Raw genomic sequence first — 24,019 nt, forward strand, 5'->3', positions numbered from 1 at the left:
AAAGTTCGAATAAGACACTCAAGTGGCTGTTTCCATGGGAAACAACTTTTCTCAACAATTCTCTTATTTAGTCCGGTGAACTATTGCTAGACGCTAGGAAAGTATTTCTCTTAAAATGTATCTCTCAGCATCCTGAGGCTGGTTAAAAACCTTAATTCCACTAAACTTATTCCTAAACCAGGTTAACTGCCTTTTAGCATAATTACGAATGCTCTGCTGACTCATTGCAACCATGCGCTCGAAAGTGATTTCACTCCTTAAATAGGAAGCTATCTCTCTAAACCCACATATGGTTGTTACCGCACGATTTTTGTAAACCGCCTCATTTTCAATAACTGAAGCCACCTCATCTATCGCGCCTGAATTCACTGCTTCGAGAAACCTCTTATTTATTTTGAAGTAAAGAGACTCTCTATCTGACGGAACAACGGATATAACATCAATGGAATCATACGGGATCTTGTATACGGAAGACTCTCGATACAACTCCTGAATCGTCTTACCAGTGTACAGAAAGTATGCAACATCTCTCACCATCTTGTATGAATCGCATGAAAACTCCGATAAATCCCTCCCTGCTTTACCAACAAAACGCTCAAGAAAACCAGAGGGACCAAGGGCATCAAGCTCCATAGAAAGATCCTGTACAAGAGAATCAGGCAATGAAGGGAGAAGACTAATTCCATGCATCAAGGAATACACATACATTGGTGTCCCACCAACAATCAAAGGTACACCTTTCTGCGCCCAGATACTTTGGAGACAAGCGGCACAATCACGCATCCAAGAAGCGACTGATGGAACAAAGTCATCAAAAACTGACAAGTACCCGTAAAGCATACCGCAAGAAGCCTGGCTTGTTAAAACGGGCAACTCCCTATAAACCTGTTTTGAATCAGCATTAACAACTACAAGCCTATCTGACACCTGACTGAGAGCACACGCAACAGAAGTCTTCCCAGAAGAAGTGGGACCTGTAAGAACGAGAACCCTCCGACTTGTATTGGGCATAGGCAAAGCAATTCCTACTGCACCAGCTCTTCTTCCTTCTGCTGAATCTCTTCCTCAGAGTCACACTCTTCCTGATGAGAATCTCCTTTGTTCCTTCTCACACCACGCATCACACCAGTAGGAATCTTCTCAAAGGCCTGAGTCCTGCGATTCCAAAAATACTTCCTCATGATCAACTTAGATTCAAACAAAATAACCTGATCATTACTGTCAATCAACATATCTTGGTCACCAAGAACAACAGCATTGTAGTACATCTCCTGCAATTTGTTCCTGAAAGCCTGTCTTATCGAATAATCCTCTTCGAAACCTACTTCTTCATTCATACTATTCCTACGATCAAATACAAAAATATAAAGGGTACACTTTATTATAATAAAAGCATATTATCTCATGAATGCAAACATCTATTTAATTAGATTAATTTAATAATTAAGAAAACAACCATTATCAAAAATATTGAGAGTACCCAAAAGACACCAACAAACCAAAACCCACTCCTATAAAACGCAGAGGGGTGCGGGAAAGAGTAGGGGTCCGTACAAATCTTCGGTAATACCTTAAATAACATAAGTTAATATTGAATAAACTAGAAATTCTCTTTATTCTAATAGAGAATGCTTTACTATAGCAACCAACGCATCTCAAAAAAGCCGCTAGACCTCCACGCAAAATAACTTATCTTTTTTTAACAGCTGGTCAACCATTTTAGTTAAACAACGTAAACGCGTCATGTATAATTCATAACGAATACCCCATCGTTCACATTGATGCTGACAACAATCCACTACTATCTCGGAACAACATTACTTTTCCTCGGTTTCCTATCAAGTCTCATGAGAAAACCCGGGATATTATTTCTCTTGAATTCACTTACTTTCATCACTCTTTTTCATGCACATTTATCAGATAATTTCCTCCTTCAGAGCGTATACTCAAGCTCCCATACAAACCTTCCATTTTCTTATAAACTCGTAGCAGGCTGGGCGACCCATGAGGGATCCATGATCCTATGGATCTGGGCACTTTCACTATATCTATTTGTATTTTCGAGAAAATATAGGGATTCAGAAATCTACAAAACCGTCATAACAGTACAATCTTACATTGTATCTATATTCCTGTTATTCACAATTTACTCAAGTAATCCATTCACACTCTTCATTCTTGCCCCATCTGAAGGCGCTGGGCTAAACCCGATTCTACAAGATACAGCTCTCATGGTCCATCCACCGATTCTCTATCTTGGATATGTTGGAACTTCAATCTGTTTTTCAATTGCAATAGCAATCTTATTGACGGGAAAATCCGGAAAAGAAGAGTTTAAACTGTTGAACTTCTTTCTTCTACTTGCATTCACCTTTTTGACATTTGGTATAGCACTCGGTGGATGGTGGTCATACAGAGAACTCGGATGGGGAGGGTTTTGGTCTTGGGACCCGGTAGAAAATATATCACTATTCCCATGGTTACTTATGTTAGGTGCAATACATTCATCATTTCTATCAATCAAAAAAGGGAAATCTCACGCTCTTTCTGTAGGACTTTCAATCCTTGGGTTTGTTACAGCAACATTCGGTACCTTTATCACTAGAATGGACCTTACAGATTCTCTTCACACATTTAACACAAGTACAGAAAGTGGAATGTACTTACTGATAGTAACTAGTCTATTATCGCTAATCTCAGCAATTATTTTCATTGTAAAATTCCGTACTCTTGGTAACAGTGGCCCAAGCAGCAACATCGATACAGAGTCAAGAGACTACTTAATGTCAGCACAGACTATTCTGTGTTTTGGATTATTTATAGTGTTACTTTTGGCAACATTTGCACCAAAGTTCTCTAAGACATTTGGCTACGATTCCGTTTACATAATGCAATCTTTTTACAACACTGTTTCCGGAGAAGTTGCTGGAACCTTAGCGGTCTGCGTTTGCCTGTTTATCATATTGAAAAGTAAGGAAAGGTACACAAAATTCATCGTGTTAACCTTGGCTGCTATAGCGCTTTCATTAGGAAATTTCGTAGACATTCTTACTGCTTCTCTCTCGGTTTCAGGAATGATGACAATGCTTAGTATACTGAGCAAACATGTAAAAGACCTACAGCAAGAGCGTAGCATAAGAGGATTCTTCACAACAAAAAGGAATGCTTTCTTTCTGACACACTTTGGTTTTGGACTATTTCTTTACGCAGTAGCCGGATTTGGATCAAATTCACTGGAAAAAAAACAATACTTTCAGGTTGGAGAACAGCTTGTAGTAAAAAAACATGTTATAAAGCTCATAGATTGCAGCAAAATTAACAACGATCTTTTTTCCGGTATAAGGGCTGCTTTTACCATTAACGGAAGAGCTAAATTGGAACCAGAATTGCGATTTTATAAGCATCAAAACACTCTTAACGCGGAGTCAGACACCTTTCACCACCTATTGAGTGATATACAAATCCTAATAACTGGCGTAGACGAAACCCTAGGACTCGCAGTAGAAATTTATTATAGAGACAAAATACAGCTAATCTGGCTGGGACTAGCGCTCATTATATTGGGGACGACACACAAGTTACTAACTCACTGATCTGCAATCGATTGCACTCCAAGAGTTTCGGCACAATCACACTTCTCGATAGCACGTCTAACATCACCGTTTTCGATCTCAAACCGAGTTTTTACATTCACATATTCAATAACAGCGGAAACAGCTTTATGAACACCAAGACAAATGACAAGGGCAACACATACTGCTTTAATAGTAAACCCGAGGGGAAAAGTACCATGAGGATCTTTATCAATCTCGATTACGGCATTTCCCTCCATACCTTGAAGCACTTTAGCAACTGTAGAACAGATCCCTATAAAAAGTGAGAACAGAGGAAGAGAGATGTATGAAAACACACCCGCAGCTTTGTGTTGCGACTTTTGACTACTGGTAGTGAGATCTTTGCGGCGCCTTTCGTCGGCTACAATTATCCTCAAGACGGAGGCAGCAAGCAATATGGCCAGAGCTACAAGATCTATGAGACATTGGGCGCTGAAAGGCATTCCCCAAGATTTATGGAGCGTTCTGAAACCGTAAGGATGAAATATCTCAACAACTATAAGAACCTGGCTAGCAAGGAAAATTGAAGTTGCAAGAATTTCCAATGCAAAGCTCCCATTAACAATTGAAGAAGTACCCTCAGCACAATGCCTTACTGCACGGGAAAGTTCTGTATCAGCGATCTTTTCATGGGAGTTTTCTAATAGCTCGCGTAACTTTGCCTTTTTACGACCGGTATACGCAAAAGATACAGCACCAAGAATAAGTGATGTGAGCACTAATATGAGTGCTGCAAACTCAACAAAGGTCCAGATTTTACCCTTCAGATCACTTCTAAATAAACCCCGCTGATTTAGTGCCGATACAAATGAGACAAATATAAGAGAAGCTACACTCTGAACAACAGCGGAAACTGCAACAACCGCTTCAGCTTTTTTTATCTTTACGTACTGAGAAAGTAATTCAGTAGACTGAGTACTCTGAAGACGCTTATATTTACTCTTCTTTTTTCTACTATCACTAAACATCAAAACTCTCCAATGAAAGGAAGGTAAATTAACTAACCAGAAAACAGACAGTATGGGAAAGGGTGAAAATCCAAGTCGGATTACTACACAACATAACAGACACAGACTACAGTCTAAAAGAAAGACCCCTTAGCTCTCCAGCGAAGAGATTTAAAATTTGGTTGTAGTGCCAACTGCAAAGAGCAAGCGGAAGGAAACCCGCAGCTCCTGAACACCCGTTAGATTAGTTATAGCATATTTACAAGAAAATAACTCCATAGAGCCATCTTCTACCCCGTGCGGCAAGTATGTATAGCTACTAAAGCACTATGATAGGAGATAAATAGCAGAGCTATTAATCTTCATTGCACACATGGAGATTAAGCTTTCTATAAATCTACAAGCGTTATCTATGTCCTCTATATCCTCAGCAAAGTTTTGATTTTACTCTCAAAATATGAATTTATCATTCAATTATCATATGTTTTATACTATTATTTTTCAGAGCCAAGATCCTTAAAACAGGAAATCTGCTTTATCACTTGTCTTTTATTGTTCAAACAAATAGAATCGACAACATGTTTAGAACTTGTAGGTACAGTCCCCGTGTATCGTTATTGGCACTATGGGTACCTTTCAGGTTCGAGAAGCAGAGTAAGCAGCTTCTACACTTAATCTAATGGTAAGTTTACTCTCTATAGGACCACGTTTCTCATCTCGCTACTGAAATCTTTTCTTCGCATATGATAGGTAAACTCACAGGTGTGGTAGCAGACTTATATCAAGAATCTCTTATCTTAGAAGTAGGTGGAGTGGGATACAATGTCTTTACGACACGTAGACTCATTGACAGTCTTCAGACTGGACAAAACTTATCTTTATACATAGAGCATTATTTCTCGGAAAACGTAAACAAACTTTACGGATTTGAGTGCAAGAAATCGCAAGAAGTAGCGAGAATGCTGAGTAAAGTAAAGGGAATAAACTATAAGATTGCTCTGAGTCTGCTAAATCATCTCGAACTAGGAGAACTGATCCTCGCAATTCAAAATAAAGATGAATCTCGGTTAAAAATCAGAGGTATAGGAGAAAAGCTAGTAAAACGCATAATCACGGAAACATATGAAGACTTCTCGAAGTTAGACACATACATTCCTGGAACTGTTTCCTCCGCAAATGTACATAGAGCAAGCGAGGCCGTATCCGCACTAGTAAAGCTGGGTTTTCAACACAAACCCTCCCACAAGGTTGTCATGGAGATTATAATGAACCAACCTACAATTGAAATAGCTGAACTAATAACACTAGCACTCAAAATGCTGTAGCCTTTGTACAACCAAGCCACCTGCAACTCTTATCGAACTGCACCGCCTTCAACAAAAGCAATGGATAAGATGCTTGGAGAGAAAAATGTCCCCCTGACTTTAATGATACAGCGCAAAATATAATCCCGCTCAGCAAATTAGTAACACAATTTCATTGCAAAAAAGAATGGTAGCCGCCGACGAAAAATTCAATTGGAGTTAGTTTAGCTCAGTATCATTGATATATTACACTAAGGTGCCATAGTGATATCGAAAGATGCCTTAATACATGCTAATCCAGCCAAACATATCAGAAATTCAAGCAAAATAAGACTACCATCACTACTATGTTGCTGATGGAAATTATAGTAAAGTTACGTTAGCTGCTGGGCCTAACAAAGAAACAAGTGCGTAATAGTACATTTGAGCAAGAGGAGACTTTACAGGACCTGTCCATCAGACCGAAGTCTATTAAAAATTTTGTTGGACAGGAGCGCGTCATAGAAAATCTACAGGTTTTTATAGACTCCGCGCACAAAAGAAATGACTCTCTCGATCATGTCCTTTTCTGCGGTCCACCGGGTCTTGGAAAAACGACATTAGCGCATATTATAAGCAACGAACTGGAAAGTAGAATACATACAACCGCTGGACCACTGCTTTCAAAGGCAGGTGATATTGCGGCAATACTTACAAACTTGCACAAAAATGACATCCTCTTCATAGATGAAATACATAGATTACCTTCAGCTGTAGAAGAGGTTCTCTACCCTGCTATGGAGGACTATCATCTTGATGTCATTATCGGGGATGGAGCAGCAGCAAAGAGTATTAGAATAAATCTGGCTAAATTCACACTAATAGCAGCAACCACACGCATAGGGATGCTCTCCAATCCGCTTAGGGATAGATTTGGTATTACGCTTAGGCTTGACTTTTATACTATAAGTGAACTGCTTCAACTTCTTCAACAAGCAGCAGAAAGGTTGTCCATTAATATAGAAAATGCTGCCATCATAGAGCTCGCAAAACGCTCTAGAGGAACACCGAGAATCGCTCTTAGATTACTTAAAAGGATGCGCGACTTCCTTGAAGTCAGCGATTCTGACGTAATCACTCCCGAATTTGCAGACCTTGCGCTGAACAAGATGGAGATAGACCACTTTGGTCTAGATAAGTTGGACTACGCCTACATGAACTTCATAGCAAAAAATTATTCTGATAATCCAGTGGGTGTAAAGACTATTGCTGCAGCAATCTCAGAAAAAGAGGATTCAATAGAAGAGTTAATAGAACCATACCTGATAAAAATAGGCTTTCTGAATCGTACACAACGCGGCCGCCGTTTAACTAAAAAAGCATTAGACCACTTGTTGAACAATGAACCCACTAAGGTCGCCCTGGCAAAAGGATCAGTATGAAGTACAAACATATCCTTGGTTTTGTTCCGCGAGCGTAAATAACGCATTCGGGGTTCTTCTTAGAAAAGGTCTAGACAAGAGACCCCCATTACAATAAAAGAGCTCGCGTATGAGTAAAACTGTGTCTGTAAACTGCAGTTAGACCAACCACCAAGCCATGAACACTCAACTAAAAACTGTCTTTACTTCTCCTAAAGGGTAATAGCTTCCCTCACTAGAGCAGCTTGGTTAACTAGATGATTGTCCATGAAACCTTCTGACGGAACCGGATAGTAATCCCGGCCAATATACCTTAATTTCTTGGAATAGCGCTCCTCAAATACCTGGAACATGAAAGACCAGCCACCCATATTTTTGGGCTCCTCTTGACACCATACGAACTCTGCATCCCTGTACGCATTTAAAACATCACGGATTTCCTGATCCGGAACTGGGTAAAGTTGTTCTACTCTCACGAGTAATATTTCCTCTGACTCCAGTTCTGCCCGAAGATCATAATAAACCTTACCACTACAGAAAACTACCCGACGGATTGTCTTAGTCTTAGCATCAACACAATCACTAATTACGGGCCTGAAACTCCCTTCATAGAATTCTTCCAATTTTGAAACAGCCATTTTGTGTCTAAGAAGTGACTTAGGACTGAAAACTATCAAAGGCCTTACTACTTCACTAAGCACTTGTCTGCGCAGAACATGAAAAAAATTCGCTGGGGTTGTACAGTTAACTACACGCATATTGTTGTCAGCAGCAAGTTGTAAGAACCGTTCAATTCTTGCGGATGAGTGCTCAGGCCCTTGACCTTCATACCCATGTGGAAGCAGCATAACCAAACCACTCCTACTGAGCCATTTTGACTCAGCAGAGGAAATAAATTGATCTATAATAATCTGAGCGCCGTTTGCAAAATCACCAAATTGCGCTTCCCATAAAACGAGTGTCTTTGGATTAATAAGGCTATAGCCATATTCAAACCCCAATGCAGCATACTCAGATAATGGAGTAGCAACTACTTGCATTTTTGCTACGTCGGAAATGTTATTCAGCAGGCACAGCTCCTCCCCTGTAGACTGAGATGTGAGAACAGCATGCCTATGCGAAAAAGTACCCCTTTTACAATCCTGTCCAGCAAGCCTTACTGACATCCCATCATGCAGTATCGTCGCAAAAGCAAGATTCTCTCCATTTCCCCAATCTATATCACATTCAGCCATAATGGTTTCTTTCCTCCGCACGAGCAACCTCAGTACCTTGGAATTAACATCAAACCCTTCAGGAATATGGTTAAGTCTTTCAGAAAGAGAAAGAAGAACTTCCTTAGGCACTTTCGTTTCCACTCGAGGCTCATCACTACCTTCTTGCCCAACATATCGTTCCCAACCTTTCTGGATCAAACCCTCATAGCTAGGTTTATAAGTCTTAGCTTCCTTCAGCTCTCTATCAAGAAGACCTCTGAAATTTTGAGTAAGCTCTACAAATTTATCTTGTGAAATAACACCTTCCTTTATAAGCTGCTCACCGTATATATCAACCGACCGCTTATGCCTCTCAATCACGTCGTACATTTCTGGCTGAGTGAACTTTGGTTCGTCTATCTCATTATGTCCATAACGACGGTAAGAGACTATATCAATTATAGCGCTTTTATTGAATGCATTTCTAAACTCCGCAGCAAGCAAGGTGACATAGAACACTGCTTCCGGATCATCTCCATTGACATGAAAAATAGGAATATCAAACGCCTCTCCAATAAAGGAAGGGTAACGTTGCTTTCTTGCATCCCGTGGTGGAGTAGTAAAACCTATTTGATTATTAAGTATAATGTGGATCACACCTCCTGACTCATAATTAGGTAACTCCTCCAAGAGCATGGATTCATATACCACTCCCTGCCCAGAAAATGCAGCGTCACCATGTAAAAGCACAGGGAAGACTACCGCACCGAAATCTCTAGAACCACGCGCAGCACCAATAAGCACCGGGTCAACAGCATCTAGATGCGATGGATTATGCAATAACCTCACAAATATAGTCTTTTCGCTCAGGAAAGACTTCCGCTCACAAGAAGAACCATAATGATATTTCACATCACCATGAACTTTACATTCTTCCGGAAAGGGTGACTTACCCTCAAAACCATTGAATAGAGCCCGATACTTTTTCCCGAATGTATTAACCAAGGCATTCAGCCTCCCCCTGTGAGACATCCCGACTGTGACATCCGTACACCCAGCATTAGCTGCAGCTTCTATTATGGACTCTAGTGCAACTAGAGCAGTATCACATCCCTCAACAGAAAAGCGTTTAACACCTCTAAACTTGGTGTTAACAAATTCCTCGAGCCCATTTACCTTTATCAGGACATTTAGAAGAGCAAGCTTATGTGATGTATCCAAAGCTATGCGACAAAATGGTCTCCCTTCAAGCTTCTCTTTCAGCCAAGTAACCTCATTATTATCGCTTAGATGCATAAACTGCACCCCAATATGTCCACAATAAACAGCATGCATTTCACGTGTGACCTGTTCGACTGTCAGCCCACTTGGAAGAACACACGATACATCACTCAATCCATGAAATTCGGGATGAAGTTCTGACCTCACTACTGGCTCAACCAGCCCAAGAAGATCTAAATCAGCAGCGAGATAGCCAAACCTTCGGTAAGCATCCTGCAAGTCTCTGATTTTTACATCAAGTAGAAACTGCTTATTAACCGTAATTCCTCCAACAGCCCCCTTATCTTTCTGGACAAATGATACATTCGAGAACACATTTTGACTCTCAGAACACTTTGTACAATCTACTGAGCTGAAGAAAGCTCTCCAACTTGGATCAACAGAATTCGGACTATCAAGATAGGCTTGGCGAACTTTTTTCAATAACTCATCATCTGCGACTTTCATGGACTTTCTTTTTATGCACCCTAGAGATGCCACCCCAGTCTGATATTAGACTATAACTTTTAAAGGTGAGCAATATTTTTGGTGAATGAATACACCAAATAGAATTTCATTCAGTGAAATCTTCTACATTCCTAAGACTCTCAACGAACAAATGCGGAGTCTATATCATAAGAAGGGTCTGAGAAGTGTAAAACACTCTATTCTATAAACTCAGAATTTCCAACAAACCGCATGCTAAAGGCGCCCTTTCGCACTAAAACTGGTCTTTCCCCAGAAATATCAATAATAGATGAAACGATACCTTTAACCCCGCGATTATCACATATAATGTGACTGACCCTTTTCTTTACGTAGTTCCCTATTTGAGTAAAATTGCTCACCGCTGGTCTACCTGAAAGATTTACACTAGTCGCAAAAACTGGTCGTTTGAACATTCTAAGGATTTTAAGCGCCACCTTCGAGTCCGGAATTCTCACTGCAACTTTCTCCGGAAACCGGAACCTGAAATGAACGCTTTTCTTACGCCTAACTATGAACGTCACTGGACCGGGACAACATTTCTTTATCAGATTTGCCTGAGATTTATTGAATAACGTAAAGTTTTCCAAATGTGTAATACCTGCCACCATAACAGGTAAATTCTTTTTGATATTTCTTTGCTTAATATCATATATCCGCGACATGGCACGATAATTTGATGCATCACAAGCGAGTGCGTACACGGTCTCAGTTGGGAAGATAACAATTCCACCAACGCGTAGAAAACTAACCGTCTCAAAGATCATATCTCCAAAGAGAGACCATCGTATGCTGGCCTCACATGATTAACACCACTGACTTCTAGCCTGGCAACCAGATCGTCATACGCTAATTTATGGGTCATATGGGTGAAGAAGGCACTTTTTGGTCGTATGAGATTTATATATTCCAGAGCTTCGGCAAAATTAGAATGAGCATAGGAACTTTCATAATCAAAGCACTCAATAATAAAAACCTCTAGCTGGAGGGAGTGCAGAATATCAAGAGCACGAGTCGGTATTAAACGAACATCCGTACAATATGCAAACTTTCCATTTAGAATAATTCCACAGCTATTTATGTTGCCATGTGTCTGAGGGAAGATCATGCAAAACATATCCCCAACAGCAAACTCTTTATAGTATGGAACAACCCTTGCACTAAGGTAGCATCTTTTCCACATTGCATTACTTAAATGTCCTGACTTGAAAAGATATCCATAAAGAGTCTCTATATGAGAGATAGTAAATTCGTCACTGAACACGTGAATACAATTTCCCTCTGAGGTGGCAAAGGAAGAAAGCTCATGAGTTCCAGCATGATGATCGAAGTGTATGTGTGTGTAAAAAACCTGATCTACACTTGAAAATCCTTCCCGCATTGCCTGGGCCCGCAAATCCGGTGACGCGTCTATGAGTAAGCATGTAGAAGAAGTCTCTACAAGAACAGAACACCTTGTTCTTTTATCAAGTGGATTACTTGACAAACATACCGAACATGCACAACCTAATACCGGCACACCTGAAGAATTGCCACAACCCAAAACCGTAATCTTCATTCCCGATCTTCCCGTTCAGATATCCAAGCTGCCTGTATGGATTCTAGTATTCGCTCATTACAAGCATTGGGATGATCTTCAAAACCCTCTAGTGAGAGAATCCATTCGCGCAAATCAGTAAATCGAATATTAACATTATCTTTATCGGGATAACGCAACTCCAGGGCGCTCGCTATATCCTCAAAATCGTTCCATTTCATTCAACAAAACAAAAATAACAGAACCTGCACTAGAGACAGTATACTTAATCCCACAAGTTCCAAACACCGGCCCAGATTGTAGCGCGCGCAGGCCCGCCTTACAACAGGCTTAATACAGGTTATTTTGAAGCATTCCTACTTACGGAAGACAGAATATTCACCAAACCCACTGACAAGCACACAACCCCGCTCACCAAAAGGAAGCACTGAAAAACATCAGAGCCACCATACAAAATAAACTCATGGAATACCCATGGGGAGAGTTGAACTCCCAAGGCCAAAAGGCCCACGGATTTTAAGTCCGCTACGTCTACCATTCCGTCACATGGGCAGAAGAACCTTACATCTTACTGGAAAAATATTCGGTTACCAAGTTCGGCTCCATTACAACAGGATACGGGACATCCTCAAACTTCGGCAAAACCAGCAATTTAACAGATCTCTTTTCTCTATTCACTTCCAAATAGTGTGGAGTTTCGGAATTTGAAGCAAGTGCAGCAACAACACAAGGAATATTACTAGCCCTATCCCTTATCTGGACAACATCTCCTTCCTTCAACGTGAAGCTGCAAATGTTTACTATTTCCCCATTCACGGTAACGTGCTTATGCGACACCAACTGCCTGGCAGCAAAAATCGTCGGAACCATACCGGACCTGTATAAAACTGAGCTAACACGGCTCTCAAGAAGAGAAATTAAATTATCATTCGTGTTGCCCTTACCTCTATAAGCCTTACCGAATACGTTCGCGAACTGCTTTTTTCCAATAACATAGTAAGTTCTAAAAGCACGCTGGGCAGCGTTCTGCTTATAAAAATCCGAAATCTTTTTTACTGGAGCTCTCCCATGTTGTCCCGGACCATAATTCCTTTTATGAACTGGATCCTTCTGCGACCCCCAGAGACTTGCTTTCATCTGCCTGCTTACCCTGAACTTTCTTCTTATCGTAGTTGTCATGGTCGTATAAAATCACCAGTTACTTCTAACATGTCACGACCTTTTGAGCAACAAAGAAACGAATATTTCTCTGACTAAAGAGGACACAATCTTGTAGTGATCGATAAAATACGAAAGATCTGAGCAAAGTAGTACTATGATCTGTCTCGTAGAAATGCACTTACAGTCATGAGGATCGAGATATCAAAGGAACGAAAATCATGTGGCTATACAAAAGCAAGATATTGTCTATACACTTTCTCTAAGGAAGTGTGCCGAGGAGATTCTTTTTTGATTTGATTTAATTGAATGAGCATTACTAACCTTGTTCATTTTATATGCCTGCCAGGATTGGTTCCGGTACTCAAAGTGCTATGAGTAAAAGAATTAGAAAATCCTTTATTTTGCTATCTTGTTTGCTTTTTTCTTTGATTTGTATATTCGGAGGAATAAACCTTACCTATAGATTAAGGTACTTCTTTGATACTCTGCTGATAGAGAACGGATACACCGTGAGTAAAGTGGAGACTAGAGGTTGTAATTATGTGGATAAACAACAGATATTCTCATTTGTTGAACCATATGAAGGTAGGAATATACTCTCAGTCCCACTTACGGAAATAAGAAGTAAAGTTCTTCAAGAAAAATGGGCTGCCAAAGCATCTGTAATAAGAAAATTACCCGATACGATCATTATCATTGTAGAGGAGTATAAACCGCTTGCACTGTTAAACGATGAGAGCGTCATAGCTGATGATCTAGTTACAGTCATTCCGTTAAAAACTCCGCAGGAAAGGGAACGTTTCCGCAACTTCTTGAAAATCGAAGCAAAAAGTTTAAACAAAGGGATAAAACTGCTGTCAGAGTTGCGCAAAAAAAATGTAGCCGAAAGATTTTAATCAACTTACATAAATCCGAGATCCCCTCAACGAAAAACCGCAACATGATACTAAAAATCAATTAGATGACGACTCCTAGATGAAAAATATAGACGGACAAAGCACTAAAGAATATGAAAATCCATTCGTGAGCAGAGAGCAAAAAAAGTGTAATGCCACAGATGACAAATTACCTTAAAATACCTCTGCAACCCTATCAAAAGATGCACAACTTAATTTTGAGTGTGATGCAACACAATTCAGAAAGTATCATCCTCAAAAATTTCCAATTAACAGGCCTGAGAATCTATTTTAAGATAGAAAAAAATTCTTGAACTTCTCCTTTGGTGTTAGCAGCAAAAGCGCCTCTTTTTGCTACGGACTCAAAAATTGATGTACTATGAGCTACACAGGCATGCCTGGCCGAAGCATATACTATTACTCCCTTTGGGGACAGAGATTCCTCAATTGCGAGTGCAATCTGAGCACAAATCCTCTCTTGTAACTGCAATCTTTTGGTACAAGCACTTACCACTCTTCCGAGACTCCCGAGAGTTGTGATAGTCTTATCCGGGATATATCCAATAGAAATATATCCAGAAATAGGTAGAATGTGGTGTTCACAAAAAGAGAGAAAGGGAGTCCTTTTTAGCACCAGCAAAGATTCACCCTCATCAGGATTCTCCATTCTCATAATAAGAGAAGAGAAGTCACTGCATGCGTAACCAGAGAAATAGTTTGCAAGTATCTTAAGAAGTAAGTGTGACGCGCCGCGCAGTCCTAGGTGGTCAGTCTCACCTACCCCGACATCGAAAAAATCTTTAACATCGCCTTCAGATAACTTCTGCACCACTGATAACCTCTATCAATTCCTTTGTAATCTTCTCTTGCCTTGCGCTGTTATAGCGACGTCTGAGTTTATCGCCTACTTCCTGGGCATTCTTAGTTGCACCATCCATTGCAAGCATTCTACTCATATTCTCACTTACCTTCGCTTCCCTCAGGCAGACATAAAGCTGCGTACACACATACTGGACGTAAAGAGAGGTAAATAACTTCTTATTTTCCGGCTCAAGATGTGAAGTACACACATCATGAAAGAGAAAATCACTAGCAGCAGGTATCCTAAGTAACACAGAATGCATATTCATCACACTCTCACACTTGGTATAAAGGCAACGAAAAACAGCGTTACTACCTAAGCTGGTTACCAGCTTATTGAAAAAGCAGAAATCCACATCATCGCTGCCTGAAGTATTTGTGCGGGCAGATCGAAACTGCTCAGCAAAAAAAGAAATTTTCTTTCCGATGAAACAAAACGTAGCGCCGCTATCCTTAAATTCATTAGCAAGACTACGTAAATGCCTAATCAGCGAAGAATTATAGCCCCCACATAACCCTCTGTCCGCGGAGAAAGCAACCAACACATCTCCTTGCGCTGGAACATCCGAAGAAGATACTTCTTCACGAAATTTGCCAAATATCTCCAAAGACCGCAGTACCTCGTCTCTATAACGGCGCGCAGCTACCAGCGAAGTTCTTGCCTGCTTTAGCTTCGAAGTGGCAATCATTTGCATCACTCTGGTAATCTTTTTCGTAGAATTTACACTGTTAATTCGGAGTAAAAGGCTTTTCAGATTTGACACTTGACGATACAAAAATAAGCACTAGGCCTATAGAATCATAGCAGCTCCGTGGATTTTTTAAACACCAAAGGAATAAACCTTTTCTCCTTTTCCATTGCTAGATTGTTCATGAAGGTGCTCAAAATAACATTCGGTCTCACTTTCACAAAGACAGAAAACCAGTAAAATCACGAAAGGCTGAGCAACTAACTTTCACATTTCTGTACGTTTCTATGAAAGATAGTAAAACCAAGGCAACCTACGTACTTTTCAGCACTTATGAAATTTAGTTAAATGCATGATTCTGTACGTCAAATGAATCTTCCGCTACTCACACGTACTGCATACCCATCACTTAGCTAAAGCGCACATTTTTTCACGTTAAACAAAACGTCTAAAACAACGTACACTGAGCACATCTTACATTCATCGCTATGTGGAACGGAATTACGTAGATGAACTTTTTCCCTATACGTGCTTATCATCTGTTCATGAGTAACATCTCATATAAAAACTACCGAAAAATCCAAGGTAACTCCCAATCTATTTTTCACCCCATTTCTTACAACGTAACAAAGTTCTATAAGTGGATCAGCTGTTTTGCACCCTCCATTTATGATGAAGTTGTTGTACTTCTCGGAAATTCTTGCACACCCTACAGAAAACCCTGCATATCCAGCCTTGGCAACAAGCTCACAGGCTTTTTGTTCCGGCAGATCTTGAAAAACTGCACAAGCTGCTTCAGAAAATGCAGGTTGGAAATCCTGGCTTTTTCTTAACATCTCGAGCGTTAGCAATTTTATTTTCTCCTTCTCCATCCTACAGCTAGCATCAAAAACTGCTTCAACACAGATGTAATTCTTTGGCAGTGAATTGCCTCCATTTTCAAAACCTATTTCCTCGCGGGAAAGTGTGAGCATCTCTCCGTTCTCACAAAGAAAAGTTGCAGCCACTAAAAGATCTGCGCTCCTTCGATTATAAGTACTTGCATTCATTGCAATGGCACTTCCGATAGTACCGTGCATAACCGCAAAAAACTCAAAAGCACCAATCTCATTATCAAGCGCAAATCTCGCCAGAGTCGATTTCAGTACTGCTGCTCCGACTTTTACTTTCCCATCTGCGTATGATATGTACTCGAAACCCCTACCCAGTTTCAGAATAGGCTTATCTAGTACTTGGCATGCAAGAATATTGGACCCAGCACCTATAACGTGAAAATCGTTATTCTTAATGAAATGCACAAGTTCATTTGTATTGGTCGCACAAAGTAACTTGCCCTTACCGCCAACTCTGAGCCGAGTATACCTACTTAATTCAACTTCTTTCAGCTTATACTTCGCGTTACGCAAGGTTCATAGAAATAAAACAAATATCGTGATATCTTAGCAATCTCTGCTGCCATATTCCAAGCAGCGGACTTTTAGTTTGCGAAGTTATAGGATAAATGTTGCGGATCCGTTTTGTTGTACTCTCTATAATACTACTTCTCTGTTTGCCATCCTGCGGGAAAAAAAGAAGGGACTTTGCATCTTATCCACTCCAGAACCCTCAAGGAATAGATTTTGAAGGCGATCCTGACTTTGTATCAGCTTACATGAGATATATGGGCGTCGCAAAAGATCAGAAAAATGCGGGAGAAAGTGCAAGCATATTCGAGTTGGACAGTGTTGAAGAATTAGAAGAGTTTGACCCCGTTGATGCAGGCTGGGAAGTCGAAAAAATCCCTCCGGGAAAAACAGAATTTGAAGAGTTCCTTACCGATAATTTGGATACCTTGAAAAGCAATGTCGCGGACACTTTCAAACAGGCAAAGGAGTCGTTTGATGCAGTCATAAACGTAACAAAAAAGTCGCTTCCCGAACAACCCGATGGTCGTGCCAAAAAGCGTGCTGGTAAGCGCGCTAAAAGCACCTTCCGAAGCACCACTTCTCAAGCCAGATCAACTAAAGCAAAGAACAATCAGAGTATTCCAGAAATAGCAGATACCACTAAAGAAACAGAAACCGACGATTTAATCCAAGATAGCACACAGGAAAGCGGCGCAGCTTTTGAAAACATTGATCCAAAAAGCGAGCAAAATGCTAAAAACATTGGTGAGCTTCCGGAAGCCTCGCTTGTGGAGCTACCTGAAGTAGATGAAAGTAAAACAGAAGGAAGTAGCGCAGATGCTCTGCAGGAAGAGCAGATAGTTACCAACAAGGAGGAAAACTTAGATCCAAACAATCGTGGTGACGACCTTGTAAAAGAGAAACTTGATCATGATAAACTCAACCACGGAATCATAACAAATCAAGAGAGTTACGGAGAAAGAGCATCCCAGCAAAATACTCTCAAGCCGAATGCAATAACAGATGCAAAAGATTCGGTCTCCGGTGATACATCCACACTGAACGCAAAAACAGAGGATTCGAGTCCAGCCGGATTGTCTTACTCAGAAAGCATGGATGATAAAGAAAGTAAAACAGCTAAAGGTACTCAGTACGAAAATCCAACTCCACAAGCTGAATCCACGCTGAATGCAAAAACAGAGAATGTGGCACAACAACAAGACGATCCTGTCGTTGGTTTTTGTGACTGTATCCCTTCTTGTAGCTGTATGCATCAGAACAACACACTTGCCGCAGAGGAGAACGTGTCTCAACGAAATGATTCTGCTATCGATCCATGTGACTCCTCTAATTGCAGCAAAAGCGATGAAGCAAAGGAAGAGATTCAAGAAAGCATTCCTTCCACGGAAGGAGGTAGGGACACGCAAGTCACGACTGTTCCAAGTGGGGGCGCAGACTGCAGTATTGCAAAAGGCATAGGGCAGACTCTTGACAGTAGTAAAACTCTAACAAAAATCCTGCCAAGCTTGCCATTTTGTAAAAGCGAATGTGCCAATACGGTCATATACTCAACTGATCCAATAATAGAAAACGTCCGAGACGGTCACTCTGATGGAGAAAATTAGCAAAGAACCCGTTGTACAGTAGTTTCACAGTAGACCGCATGCTTTATACGGAAGTAGACCTGCGAGTGCACGGGATAACCAGAGTTTCCCTGTACCCATTCTACTTGCCGATATGAATGGTAGAACACACTTTACTAAACGACCCGGGCAATATAACTAGCGACTCACAATAAGCTGGGTGTTTAGAACTACCTTTCTTGACACCACCCAACAACTTCCCTTCTGTGACGCCAGTTAGAATAAGTATCGCATCCTGCCTTATGAGCTCGTCATGTGAATAAGACCTCTCAAAATCTGTAATCCCAATTTTTCGTGCACGCTCCCTCTGCTCACCATTCTTAAAGAGCAGTCTACCAACCATTCGTCCTCCAAGATTGCGTACAGCTATAGCTGATAAGACACCTTCTGGAGCACCCCCACTGCCCATGTATGCATCTCCAGCATTTCCAATCACCATTGAGACAATAGCTGAAATATCTCCATCGGTCACCAGTTGAACCCTTGCACCAACATCCCTAACTTCGGTAATGAGCTTCTGATTACGTTCTCGCTTGAGGATTACAACAACAAGCTCTTCGGGTCCTTTGACTCCCTTAGCAGAAGCAATTTTCTTCAAATTTTCAGCAACCGTATTGTCAAAACTTATATCACAGTCATAAGGCGTGTATATCTTTTCCATATAAACATCCGGAGCAGAAATTATGCTTCCGGGCTTACCGAAACCAAGCACAACAAGCGAACCATCCATAAAAGATGCGCAAACATCGGTTCCCTCTAATGGATCCACAGCTAGGTCTAAGAGTGGTCCTCCCTTACCTAGCACTTCTCCTACATGTAACATTGGCGCACAATCTCTTTCGCCTTCGCCTATCATAACGTTAATAGTTGCATTGACCTCATTCAGAGCATTCCGCATCACCTCTACAGCGACACGATCTGCCTCTTTACTATCACCAAGACCAGCCATGTCATATGAAGAAATCGCAGTTCTCTGTGCTACAGATAAAAACTCTAAAACATATGAATGCAGCATATTAATTACTCATCGCAGACACACTCCAGGAAGGTTACCCGAAATCCAAAAATTGGGCAAATTCACTCTAACCCATTGAAGAGATGACCACCATGATTAGACTCATGAGAAATACGAAATATTGTTTGGATAAACACCAAGCAACAGAAATCCAATGCTCCCTTTACGACACACATTATCACAATTATCAGAAGTCACAGCACACAAATTATTAAACAGGCATAAATAGCGCGCGTAAGCCAAAAATATACTTCCGAGGAAACGAGAAACTACACTCTAACAACTGTTGTATTCATCTTGTCGTTAATCTCGAAATGCATATAAAAAGCGCTATTTCTTCCTTTTTGTGGAGACCTTTCTTTTTGTTGTTACCTTCTTCGTAGATTTAGAGGTAGTTTTCTTTTTCTCAATTAGAAGGATCGCCGCTTCAAGAGATAACGATTCCGGACTTTCTCCCTTTGGCACTGGAACGTTCATCTTACCACACTTAATATACGGACCGTACCTCCCATTACGAATCTGTATCTCTTCACCTTCATAAGAGCCAAGAACGCGGAGTAAACTCTTGTCATGAATAACATAATCCTGTATGAAATGGACGGCTTTATCTAGTGTCATTTCATCCATTTGGGAAAACTGCAGGTTGTAGTACTTTGCATTCCAGAAAAGATATAGACCATATGGGCCAAGCCCCATTTTGATTTCTTTACCATCTGCCGGGTGTTTACCAAGTATTTTTGGTAAAGAAGCAATTTTATGAGCAAATTCTTCGTCTATAGAAACGGGGTCGACATCTTTTGGTATGCTACTATTTTTGCCCTTGTATTTAAGGTAGATACCGTAAGGACCTTTATGCAGACTGATATCCTGAGCAATTTGCTTAGGATATTCAGCATCATCATTGCTGTAACTGTTCACTATAAATCTACAAACCGGATAATCTGTACAACCAAGGAAAACTCCATAACGACTTACATTCAAGTGCATATACCCTTTTTCACATTTTGGACACTTATCACCCACCTTCACTTCTCCTGATACGAGCTTTTGTTTTGCAAGGGCACCGTTTACAAATGCTAAAACCTCAGTAATCGGAATTTTTTCCACCTCTTCTACATTAGAATGAAAGCTGTCCCAGAAATCGCGAATTACATCTAGCCAAAAAACTGTTCCATCTGCGACTTTGTCGAGTCTATCTTCTAGTTCAGCAGTAAAATGGTACTCAACATATTTGCTGAAGAAATGCACCAAAAACTCAGAAACTAACCTTCCCCTGTTCTCTGGAACAAACGACTTGTTGACAATAGAAGCATATCCTCTCTCCTGTAAAACAGAAACTACGGTAGCATAAGTTGAAGGACGCCCTATACCAAGCTCCTCGAGATGTTTTACCAACCCTGCTTCTGAGTAGCGATGGGGCGGCTCGGTAAAATTCTGCAGAGGCAACACACCACCTACTTTCACCTGAGTGCCTTTTGTCTGCTTGTTCATGAAATCTATAACATCCTGATTTTTATTTTTGTTCTTACCATGTGAAAACGCAGCATTAAAACCGTCAAAAACAAGCAGCGATGCCGACGCAGAAGTTTTAAACTTCTCGTTTTTAGAAACAAATGTAATGCTCTGACTACTCATAACGGCGTCACTCATTTGACAGCCAAGTGTTCTCTCCCATATGAGTCTGTAAAGCTTGTATTGATCTGGTGTGAGATAAGACTCAATTTCTTCAGGCGTACGAAAGATACTTGTCGGCCGAATAGCTTCATGCGCTTCCTGAGCGTTTTTCACTTTTTTCTTGAATAAAACAGGAGACTCAGGCAAATACTCTTGCCCAAAATTTTTATGAATAAATTCTCTTACTGCATCAACACTCTCAACAGAAAGATGAGTAGAATCTGTCCTCATATAGGTAATGAGCCCCTCAATTACACCACCTATCTCGATACCCTCATACAGCTTTTGTGCTAGACTCATCGTTTTCTTTACACTAAACCCAAGCACAGTCGAAGCCGTTTGTTGCATAGTGGATGTAATAAACGGTGGACTAGGCTTCTGCTTGAATTCCTTCTTCTTAATTTCTTCAACAAGGAATGGAAGTGCCCTAATTTCCTCAACAATCTTTTCAGCCTCCTCCGCCCCTCTTATGGACATTCTCTCGAGTTTTTCACCATTTATGTGTGAAAGTTGAGTAGGAATGACAAGACTTTCACCATCGATCATATTGACAGTCACAGTCCAATATTCCTCTGGTGTAAACAGGCCTATCTCATTTTCTCTATCGCATAAGATCCTGAGAGCAACAGATTGAACTCTACCGGCAGATTTACTTCCAGGTACTTTTTTCCACAAAACCGGAGAAATACTAAACCCAACAAGATAGTCAAGTGCCTGCCTTAGCCTTTGCGCACGAACAAGATTTTCATCTATTTTCCTCGGAGAGGCGATAGCATTTTGCACAGCGGTTTTCGTAATTTCGTGAAACACAACTCTGTGTACATCTTTAGGAAGCACATTGTTCTCCCTGAACACCTCGACAAGGTGCCAGGAAATTGCTTCTCCTTCTCTATCAGGGTCCGTAGCAAGGTAGAGTGCTGTCGCGTTTTTTACATCCTTAATTAACTGAGGCACCACCGTTTCACCGGTATCGGTAAGCTTATAGATCATCTCGAATGAGTCCGTTACATTTACAGATCCCTTTTTATTGGGAAGAGCTCGCACGTGACCAAAGGACGACAGTACCCTAAAGTCTTTACCTAAATATTGGGCAATGGCCTTACCTTTAGTGGGTGATTCTACTATGAGGACATTCATCTCTAAGAGACTTTTTATGAATGAAAATAACAAAAACTCAGAAACAACGCGGTGCTTCAGATAAAGAAATAAATCACCCCAAACAATTCAGCAAGTGTCGTTCAGAAAAACAGTCTCCCCTAATCCGAAACAAAAATGAACCCATACCTGTGCGGTGTAATAAAACTGCTGGGCACAAAACCTCTTGCATGGGGCAACCAACAAAAGGGTGCCCCAAACAAAACCCTAATTCAACCTGTCATTCAGAAATCCAGGCATGCTACATAGGAAGAAAAACGTTTGCACCAGCTTCAACAACTGTAGACTCCTCCACCAGGCTCGGAACACATTCTAAGGAAGAATGAGCGGAGGCAACTGAAGCAGACTCACGGATTAGACAATTAGTTCTAGAAGAAGTTGAATTATTTCTTGTGAGACCAGCACTTCTATTCCCCGCAGAAACAACTGCATCCGTCAATACTCCCGCACGCGAACTAACTTCTGGACGTGTAACCCTCTCCGATGAAAAAGCCGACAATCGAGTTTCACACACATCTGGAGAAACTTCTCCTGCACCAGACCCTTTTCTCTCATGACAAGAGCCATCTGCACTCGATGTTGTATGATATCTTCTCCATCCAGTGAGACTCGAACCCACGGTACGTTTAGGAGAATAAACAAGTTCTTCCTCAGCAACAAACTCAACATCACTCAGGTCAACATCCCACCTTGTTGCTGCACTACTAGCCAAAAATTCCCTGGCAATGTACAACATTTTTTCCTTCTTATATTCGCTTGCATAGGCGCTGGCAACCGGAGCATTACGTTCTGTGAGACGCAGACCTTCGTAAGATACTTTCACACCTCCACGCCTAAAAAGGCTCTCTTTAGTCACAACCAGAACGGAAAAGAAGTCCATTAAAGATGACAAGAACAAGAGCAACATTGTTGTGTTAATCTCTCTCTTCTGTGGAATTTCTTTCTTGAAGCGAAAGAAAACGGAATGAAAGCGCATACAGGAACCACTTGGATCCCCTTCAGAGTATCCTTCTTTCGGTGCACCGACCCTTATTGCATCCGCGCCCATTATCGCATTTATGCTCATGTAGATGGGACGCTTATCGAAAAACTCTTTAAACCCTTCTACCACTGTTGCTATGCTGCCTGATCCTAGGAGTAAACTGCGCTTTTCGCAGTCTGAGATAAATTCACAGAGTTGATATTCAAAAAGCTCAATAAAGAGGTCCCTGCTTTGCTCATCTACAATGCAGAGATTGCACATTAACCGGTTTGCATCTCTAATTTTTTTGGCCTCATGAGAAGTCTTTCGTACAACACCTTTGTACACGTTCCCATCTATCGCAACCCTCTCCTTTATCGCTGCGCTATATGGTTCTATAGATTCTGGACCATTCCGCCAGAGCTTGTTGACCAAATACGTGGGATTAGTTTTGTCAAAAACCAATAGATTATGAATTCCCTGTAGAACACCTTCATAAAAAGGCCGATAACCAACCAAAGAGCTGGAACCTTTCAACTCCACCTCAACAACTGCTCCATTATGCATAACACACTTACTTCTCAAGTAATAAAAACAAAATACTCTGCCTACGATTAGCTACATGCTATATGTGACAGCTATCAAGATTTAAAATAGAGTATTGCTAATTATGCGTTAATAGGCATTACTTCGCCGAACGAAAAGGCTAACTTTTTTTCAAATGAAAAAGAATAAATAACTAGGCTTCTATTGCTGAAAACAGTGCAGGTAATAACCCCTGAAGGACTTTTTCCTCCATTCAGAAATCAGAAAATGAGACACTCGTTACAATATA

At 40.8% G+C, this 24,019-nt stretch carries 19 protein-coding genes and 1 tRNA gene; 5 read left to right on the plus strand and 15 right to left on the minus strand.

The window, feature by feature from the left end:
* Nucleotides 1–93: 93 nt before the first annotated feature.
* Both AS219_RS02320 and AS219_RS02325 read right to left on the minus strand, forming a co-directional pair.
* Nucleotides 94–1,011 carry a tRNA (adenosine(37)-N6)-dimethylallyltransferase gene (locus tag AS219_RS02320; protein ID WP_067979573.1) on the minus strand — a complete coding sequence of 306 codons (918 nt, stop codon included), beginning with the start codon at nt 1,009–1,011 and terminating at the stop codon, nt 94–96.
* A 14-nt stretch (nt 1,012–1,025) separates the two neighbouring features.
* Complete coding sequence (locus AS219_RS02325; protein WP_067979575.1) at nt 1,026–1,337, minus strand: hypothetical protein; 312 nt, start codon at nt 1,335–1,337, stop codon at nt 1,026–1,028.
* 510 nt (nt 1,338–1,847) lie between these two features.
* Between AS219_RS02325 and ccsA the strand changes: the two genes are divergently transcribed.
* Entirely contained in the window at nt 1,848–3,593 is a 1,746-nt protein-coding gene (gene ccsA, locus AS219_RS02330; protein WP_082784587.1) for a cytochrome c biogenesis protein CcsA, read from the plus strand.
* Here ccsA and AS219_RS02335 read toward each other — a convergent pair.
* Nucleotides 3,587–4,582, minus strand: coding sequence for a hypothetical protein (locus AS219_RS02335; protein ID WP_067979577.1), 996 nt, complete (start codon nt 4,580–4,582; stop codon nt 3,587–3,589). The two genes, ccsA and AS219_RS02335, sit on opposite strands and share 7 nt — an antisense overlap.
* Nucleotides 4,583–5,304: 722 nt before the next feature.
* Between AS219_RS02335 and ruvA the strand changes: the two genes are divergently transcribed.
* On the plus strand, nt 5,305–5,886 hold the full coding sequence (gene ruvA / locus AS219_RS02340; RefSeq protein ID WP_067979579.1) for a Holliday junction branch migration protein RuvA: 582 nt from the start codon (nt 5,305–5,307) through the stop codon (nt 5,884–5,886).
* Nucleotides 5,887–6,272: 386 nt separating this feature from the next.
* A complete protein-coding gene (gene ruvB / locus AS219_RS02345) occupies nt 6,273–7,286 on the plus strand; it encodes a Holliday junction branch migration DNA helicase RuvB (RefSeq protein WP_067979582.1) in 1,014 nt (337 codons plus the stop codon).
* A 191-nt stretch (nt 7,287–7,477) separates the two neighbouring features.
* Here ruvB and AS219_RS02350 read toward each other — a convergent pair whose 3' ends face one another.
* The 6 genes from AS219_RS02350 to rpsD all read right to left on the minus strand — a co-directional run bounded on the left by AS219_RS02350 (nt 7,478) and on the right by rpsD (nt 12,923).
* The gene (locus AS219_RS02350) at nt 7,478–10,189 is read right to left on the minus strand and encodes a 2-oxoglutarate dehydrogenase E1 component (protein WP_067980492.1); all 2,712 of its coding nucleotides are present in this window, start codon (nt 10,187–10,189) and stop codon (nt 7,478–7,480) included.
* Between the two features lie 197 nt (nt 10,190–10,386).
* Nucleotides 10,387–10,974, minus strand: coding sequence for an L-threonylcarbamoyladenylate synthase (locus tag AS219_RS02355; protein ID WP_067979586.1), 588 nt, complete (start codon nt 10,972–10,974; stop codon nt 10,387–10,389).
* Entirely contained in the window at nt 10,971–11,765 is a 795-nt protein-coding gene (locus tag AS219_RS02360) for an MBL fold metallo-hydrolase (RefSeq protein ID WP_067979589.1), read from the minus strand. Before AS219_RS02360 ends, AS219_RS02355 begins: the two co-directional genes overlap by 4 nt.
* The gene (iscX, locus tag AS219_RS02365) at nt 11,762–11,965 is read right to left on the minus strand and encodes a Fe-S cluster assembly protein IscX (protein ID WP_067979591.1); all 204 of its coding nucleotides are present in this window, start codon (nt 11,963–11,965) and stop codon (nt 11,762–11,764) included. The genes AS219_RS02360 and iscX overlap by 4 nt, the downstream gene beginning before the upstream one ends.
* Nucleotides 11,966–12,213: 248 nt before the next feature.
* A tRNA-Leu gene (locus AS219_RS02370) sits at nt 12,214–12,296 on the minus strand.
* 9 nt (nt 12,297–12,305) lie between these two features.
* On the minus strand, nt 12,306–12,923 hold the full coding sequence (gene rpsD, locus AS219_RS02375) for a 30S ribosomal protein S4 (RefSeq protein WP_067979593.1): 618 nt from the start codon (nt 12,921–12,923) through the stop codon (nt 12,306–12,308).
* Between the two features lie 353 nt (nt 12,924–13,276).
* Between rpsD and AS219_RS02380 the strand changes: the two genes are divergently transcribed.
* On the plus strand, nt 13,277–13,801 hold the full coding sequence (locus tag AS219_RS02380) for a cell division protein FtsQ/DivIB (RefSeq protein WP_231861837.1): 525 nt from the start codon (nt 13,277–13,279) through the stop codon (nt 13,799–13,801).
* Between the two features lie 286 nt (nt 13,802–14,087).
* On the opposite strand, the gene AS219_RS02385 is transcribed toward AS219_RS02380, so the two are convergent.
* The 3 genes from AS219_RS02385 to AS219_RS02395 all read right to left on the minus strand — a co-directional run bounded on the left by AS219_RS02385 (nt 14,088) and on the right by AS219_RS02395 (nt 16,757).
* On the minus strand, nt 14,088–14,633 hold the full coding sequence (locus tag AS219_RS02385) for a GTP cyclohydrolase I (protein WP_231861838.1): 546 nt from the start codon (nt 14,631–14,633) through the stop codon (nt 14,088–14,090).
* Nucleotides 14,614–15,426, minus strand: coding sequence for a F0F1 ATP synthase subunit gamma (locus tag AS219_RS02390; RefSeq protein ID WP_082784588.1), 813 nt, complete (start codon nt 15,424–15,426; stop codon nt 14,614–14,616). Before AS219_RS02390 ends, AS219_RS02385 begins: the two co-directional genes overlap by 20 nt.
* A gap of 482 nt (nt 15,427–15,908) precedes the next feature.
* Nucleotides 15,909–16,757 carry an FAD-binding protein gene (locus AS219_RS02395; RefSeq protein ID WP_067979595.1) on the minus strand — a complete coding sequence of 283 codons (849 nt, stop codon included), beginning with the start codon at nt 16,755–16,757 and terminating at the stop codon, nt 15,909–15,911.
* Nucleotides 16,758–16,852: 95 nt separating this feature from the next.
* Here AS219_RS02395 and AS219_RS02400 point away from each other — a divergent pair, with 95 nt between their 5' ends.
* Nucleotides 16,853–18,361, plus strand: coding sequence for a hypothetical protein (locus AS219_RS02400; protein ID WP_231861839.1), 1,509 nt, complete (start codon nt 16,853–16,855; stop codon nt 18,359–18,361).
* Nucleotides 18,362–18,461: 100 nt separating this feature from the next.
* On the opposite strand, the gene AS219_RS02405 is transcribed toward AS219_RS02400, so the two are convergent.
* The 3 genes from AS219_RS02405 to AS219_RS02415 form a co-directional block, all read right to left on the minus strand.
* On the minus strand, nt 18,462–19,394 hold the full coding sequence (locus AS219_RS02405; RefSeq protein WP_067979612.1) for a fructose-bisphosphatase class II family protein: 933 nt from the start codon (nt 19,392–19,394) through the stop codon (nt 18,462–18,464).
* 330 nt (nt 19,395–19,724) lie between these two features.
* Complete coding sequence (gene topA / locus AS219_RS02410; protein WP_067979615.1) at nt 19,725–22,205, minus strand: type I DNA topoisomerase; 2,481 nt, start codon at nt 22,203–22,205, stop codon at nt 19,725–19,727.
* Between the two features lie 259 nt (nt 22,206–22,464).
* On the minus strand, nt 22,465–23,751 hold the full coding sequence (locus AS219_RS02415) for a hypothetical protein (RefSeq protein WP_067979618.1): 1,287 nt from the start codon (nt 23,749–23,751) through the stop codon (nt 22,465–22,467).
* Nucleotides 23,752–24,019: the final 268 nt, after the last annotated feature.

The organism is Neorickettsia sp. 179522, from assembly GCF_001593535.1.
GTDB classification, from domain to species: Bacteria; Pseudomonadota; Alphaproteobacteria; order Rickettsiales; family Anaplasmataceae; genus Neorickettsia; species Neorickettsia findlayensis.

Coding starts and splice junctions, on each gene's coding strand:
- AS219_RS02320 (WP_067979573.1), bottom strand. CDS start 1,011: ATGCCCAATACAAGTCGGAGGGTTCTCGTTCTTACAGGTCCCACTTCT.
- AS219_RS02325 (WP_067979575.1), bottom strand. CDS start 1,337: ATGAATGAAGAAGTAGGTTTCGAAGAGGATTATTCGATAAGACAGGCT.
- ccsA (WP_082784587.1), top strand. CDS start 1,848: ATGAGAAAACCCGGGATATTATTTCTCTTGAATTCACTTACTTTCATC.
- AS219_RS02335 (WP_067979577.1), bottom strand. CDS start 4,582: ATGTTTAGTGATAGTAGAAAAAAGAAGAGTAAATATAAGCGTCTTCAG.
- ruvA (WP_067979579.1), top strand. CDS start 5,305: ATGATAGGTAAACTCACAGGTGTGGTAGCAGACTTATATCAAGAATCT.
- AS219_RS02350 (WP_067980492.1), bottom strand. CDS start 10,189: ATGAAAGTCGCAGATGATGAGTTATTGAAAAAAGTTCGCCAAGCCTAT.
- AS219_RS02355 (WP_067979586.1), bottom strand. CDS start 10,974: ATGATCTTTGAGACGGTTAGTTTTCTACGCGTTGGTGGAATTGTTATC.
- AS219_RS02360 (WP_067979589.1), bottom strand. CDS start 11,765: ATGAAGATTACGGTTTTGGGTTGTGGCAATTCTTCAGGTGTGCCGGTA.
- iscX (WP_067979591.1), bottom strand. CDS start 11,965: ATGAAATGGAACGATTTTGAGGATATAGCGAGCGCCCTGGAGTTGCGT.
- rpsD (WP_067979593.1), bottom strand. CDS start 12,923: ATGACAACTACGATAAGAAGAAAGTTCAGGGTAAGCAGGCAGATGAAA.
- AS219_RS02380 (WP_231861837.1), top strand. CDS start 13,277: ATGAGTAAAAGAATTAGAAAATCCTTTATTTTGCTATCTTGTTTGCTT.
- AS219_RS02400 (WP_231861839.1), top strand. CDS start 16,853: ATGTTGCGGATCCGTTTTGTTGTACTCTCTATAATACTACTTCTCTGT.
- AS219_RS02405 (WP_067979612.1), bottom strand. CDS start 19,394: ATGCTGCATTCATATGTTTTAGAGTTTTTATCTGTAGCACAGAGAACT.
- topA (WP_067979615.1), bottom strand. CDS start 22,205: ATGAATGTCCTCATAGTAGAATCACCCACTAAAGGTAAGGCCATTGCC.
- AS219_RS02415 (WP_067979618.1), bottom strand. CDS start 23,751: ATGCATAATGGAGCAGTTGTTGAGGTGGAGTTGAAAGGTTCCAGCTCT.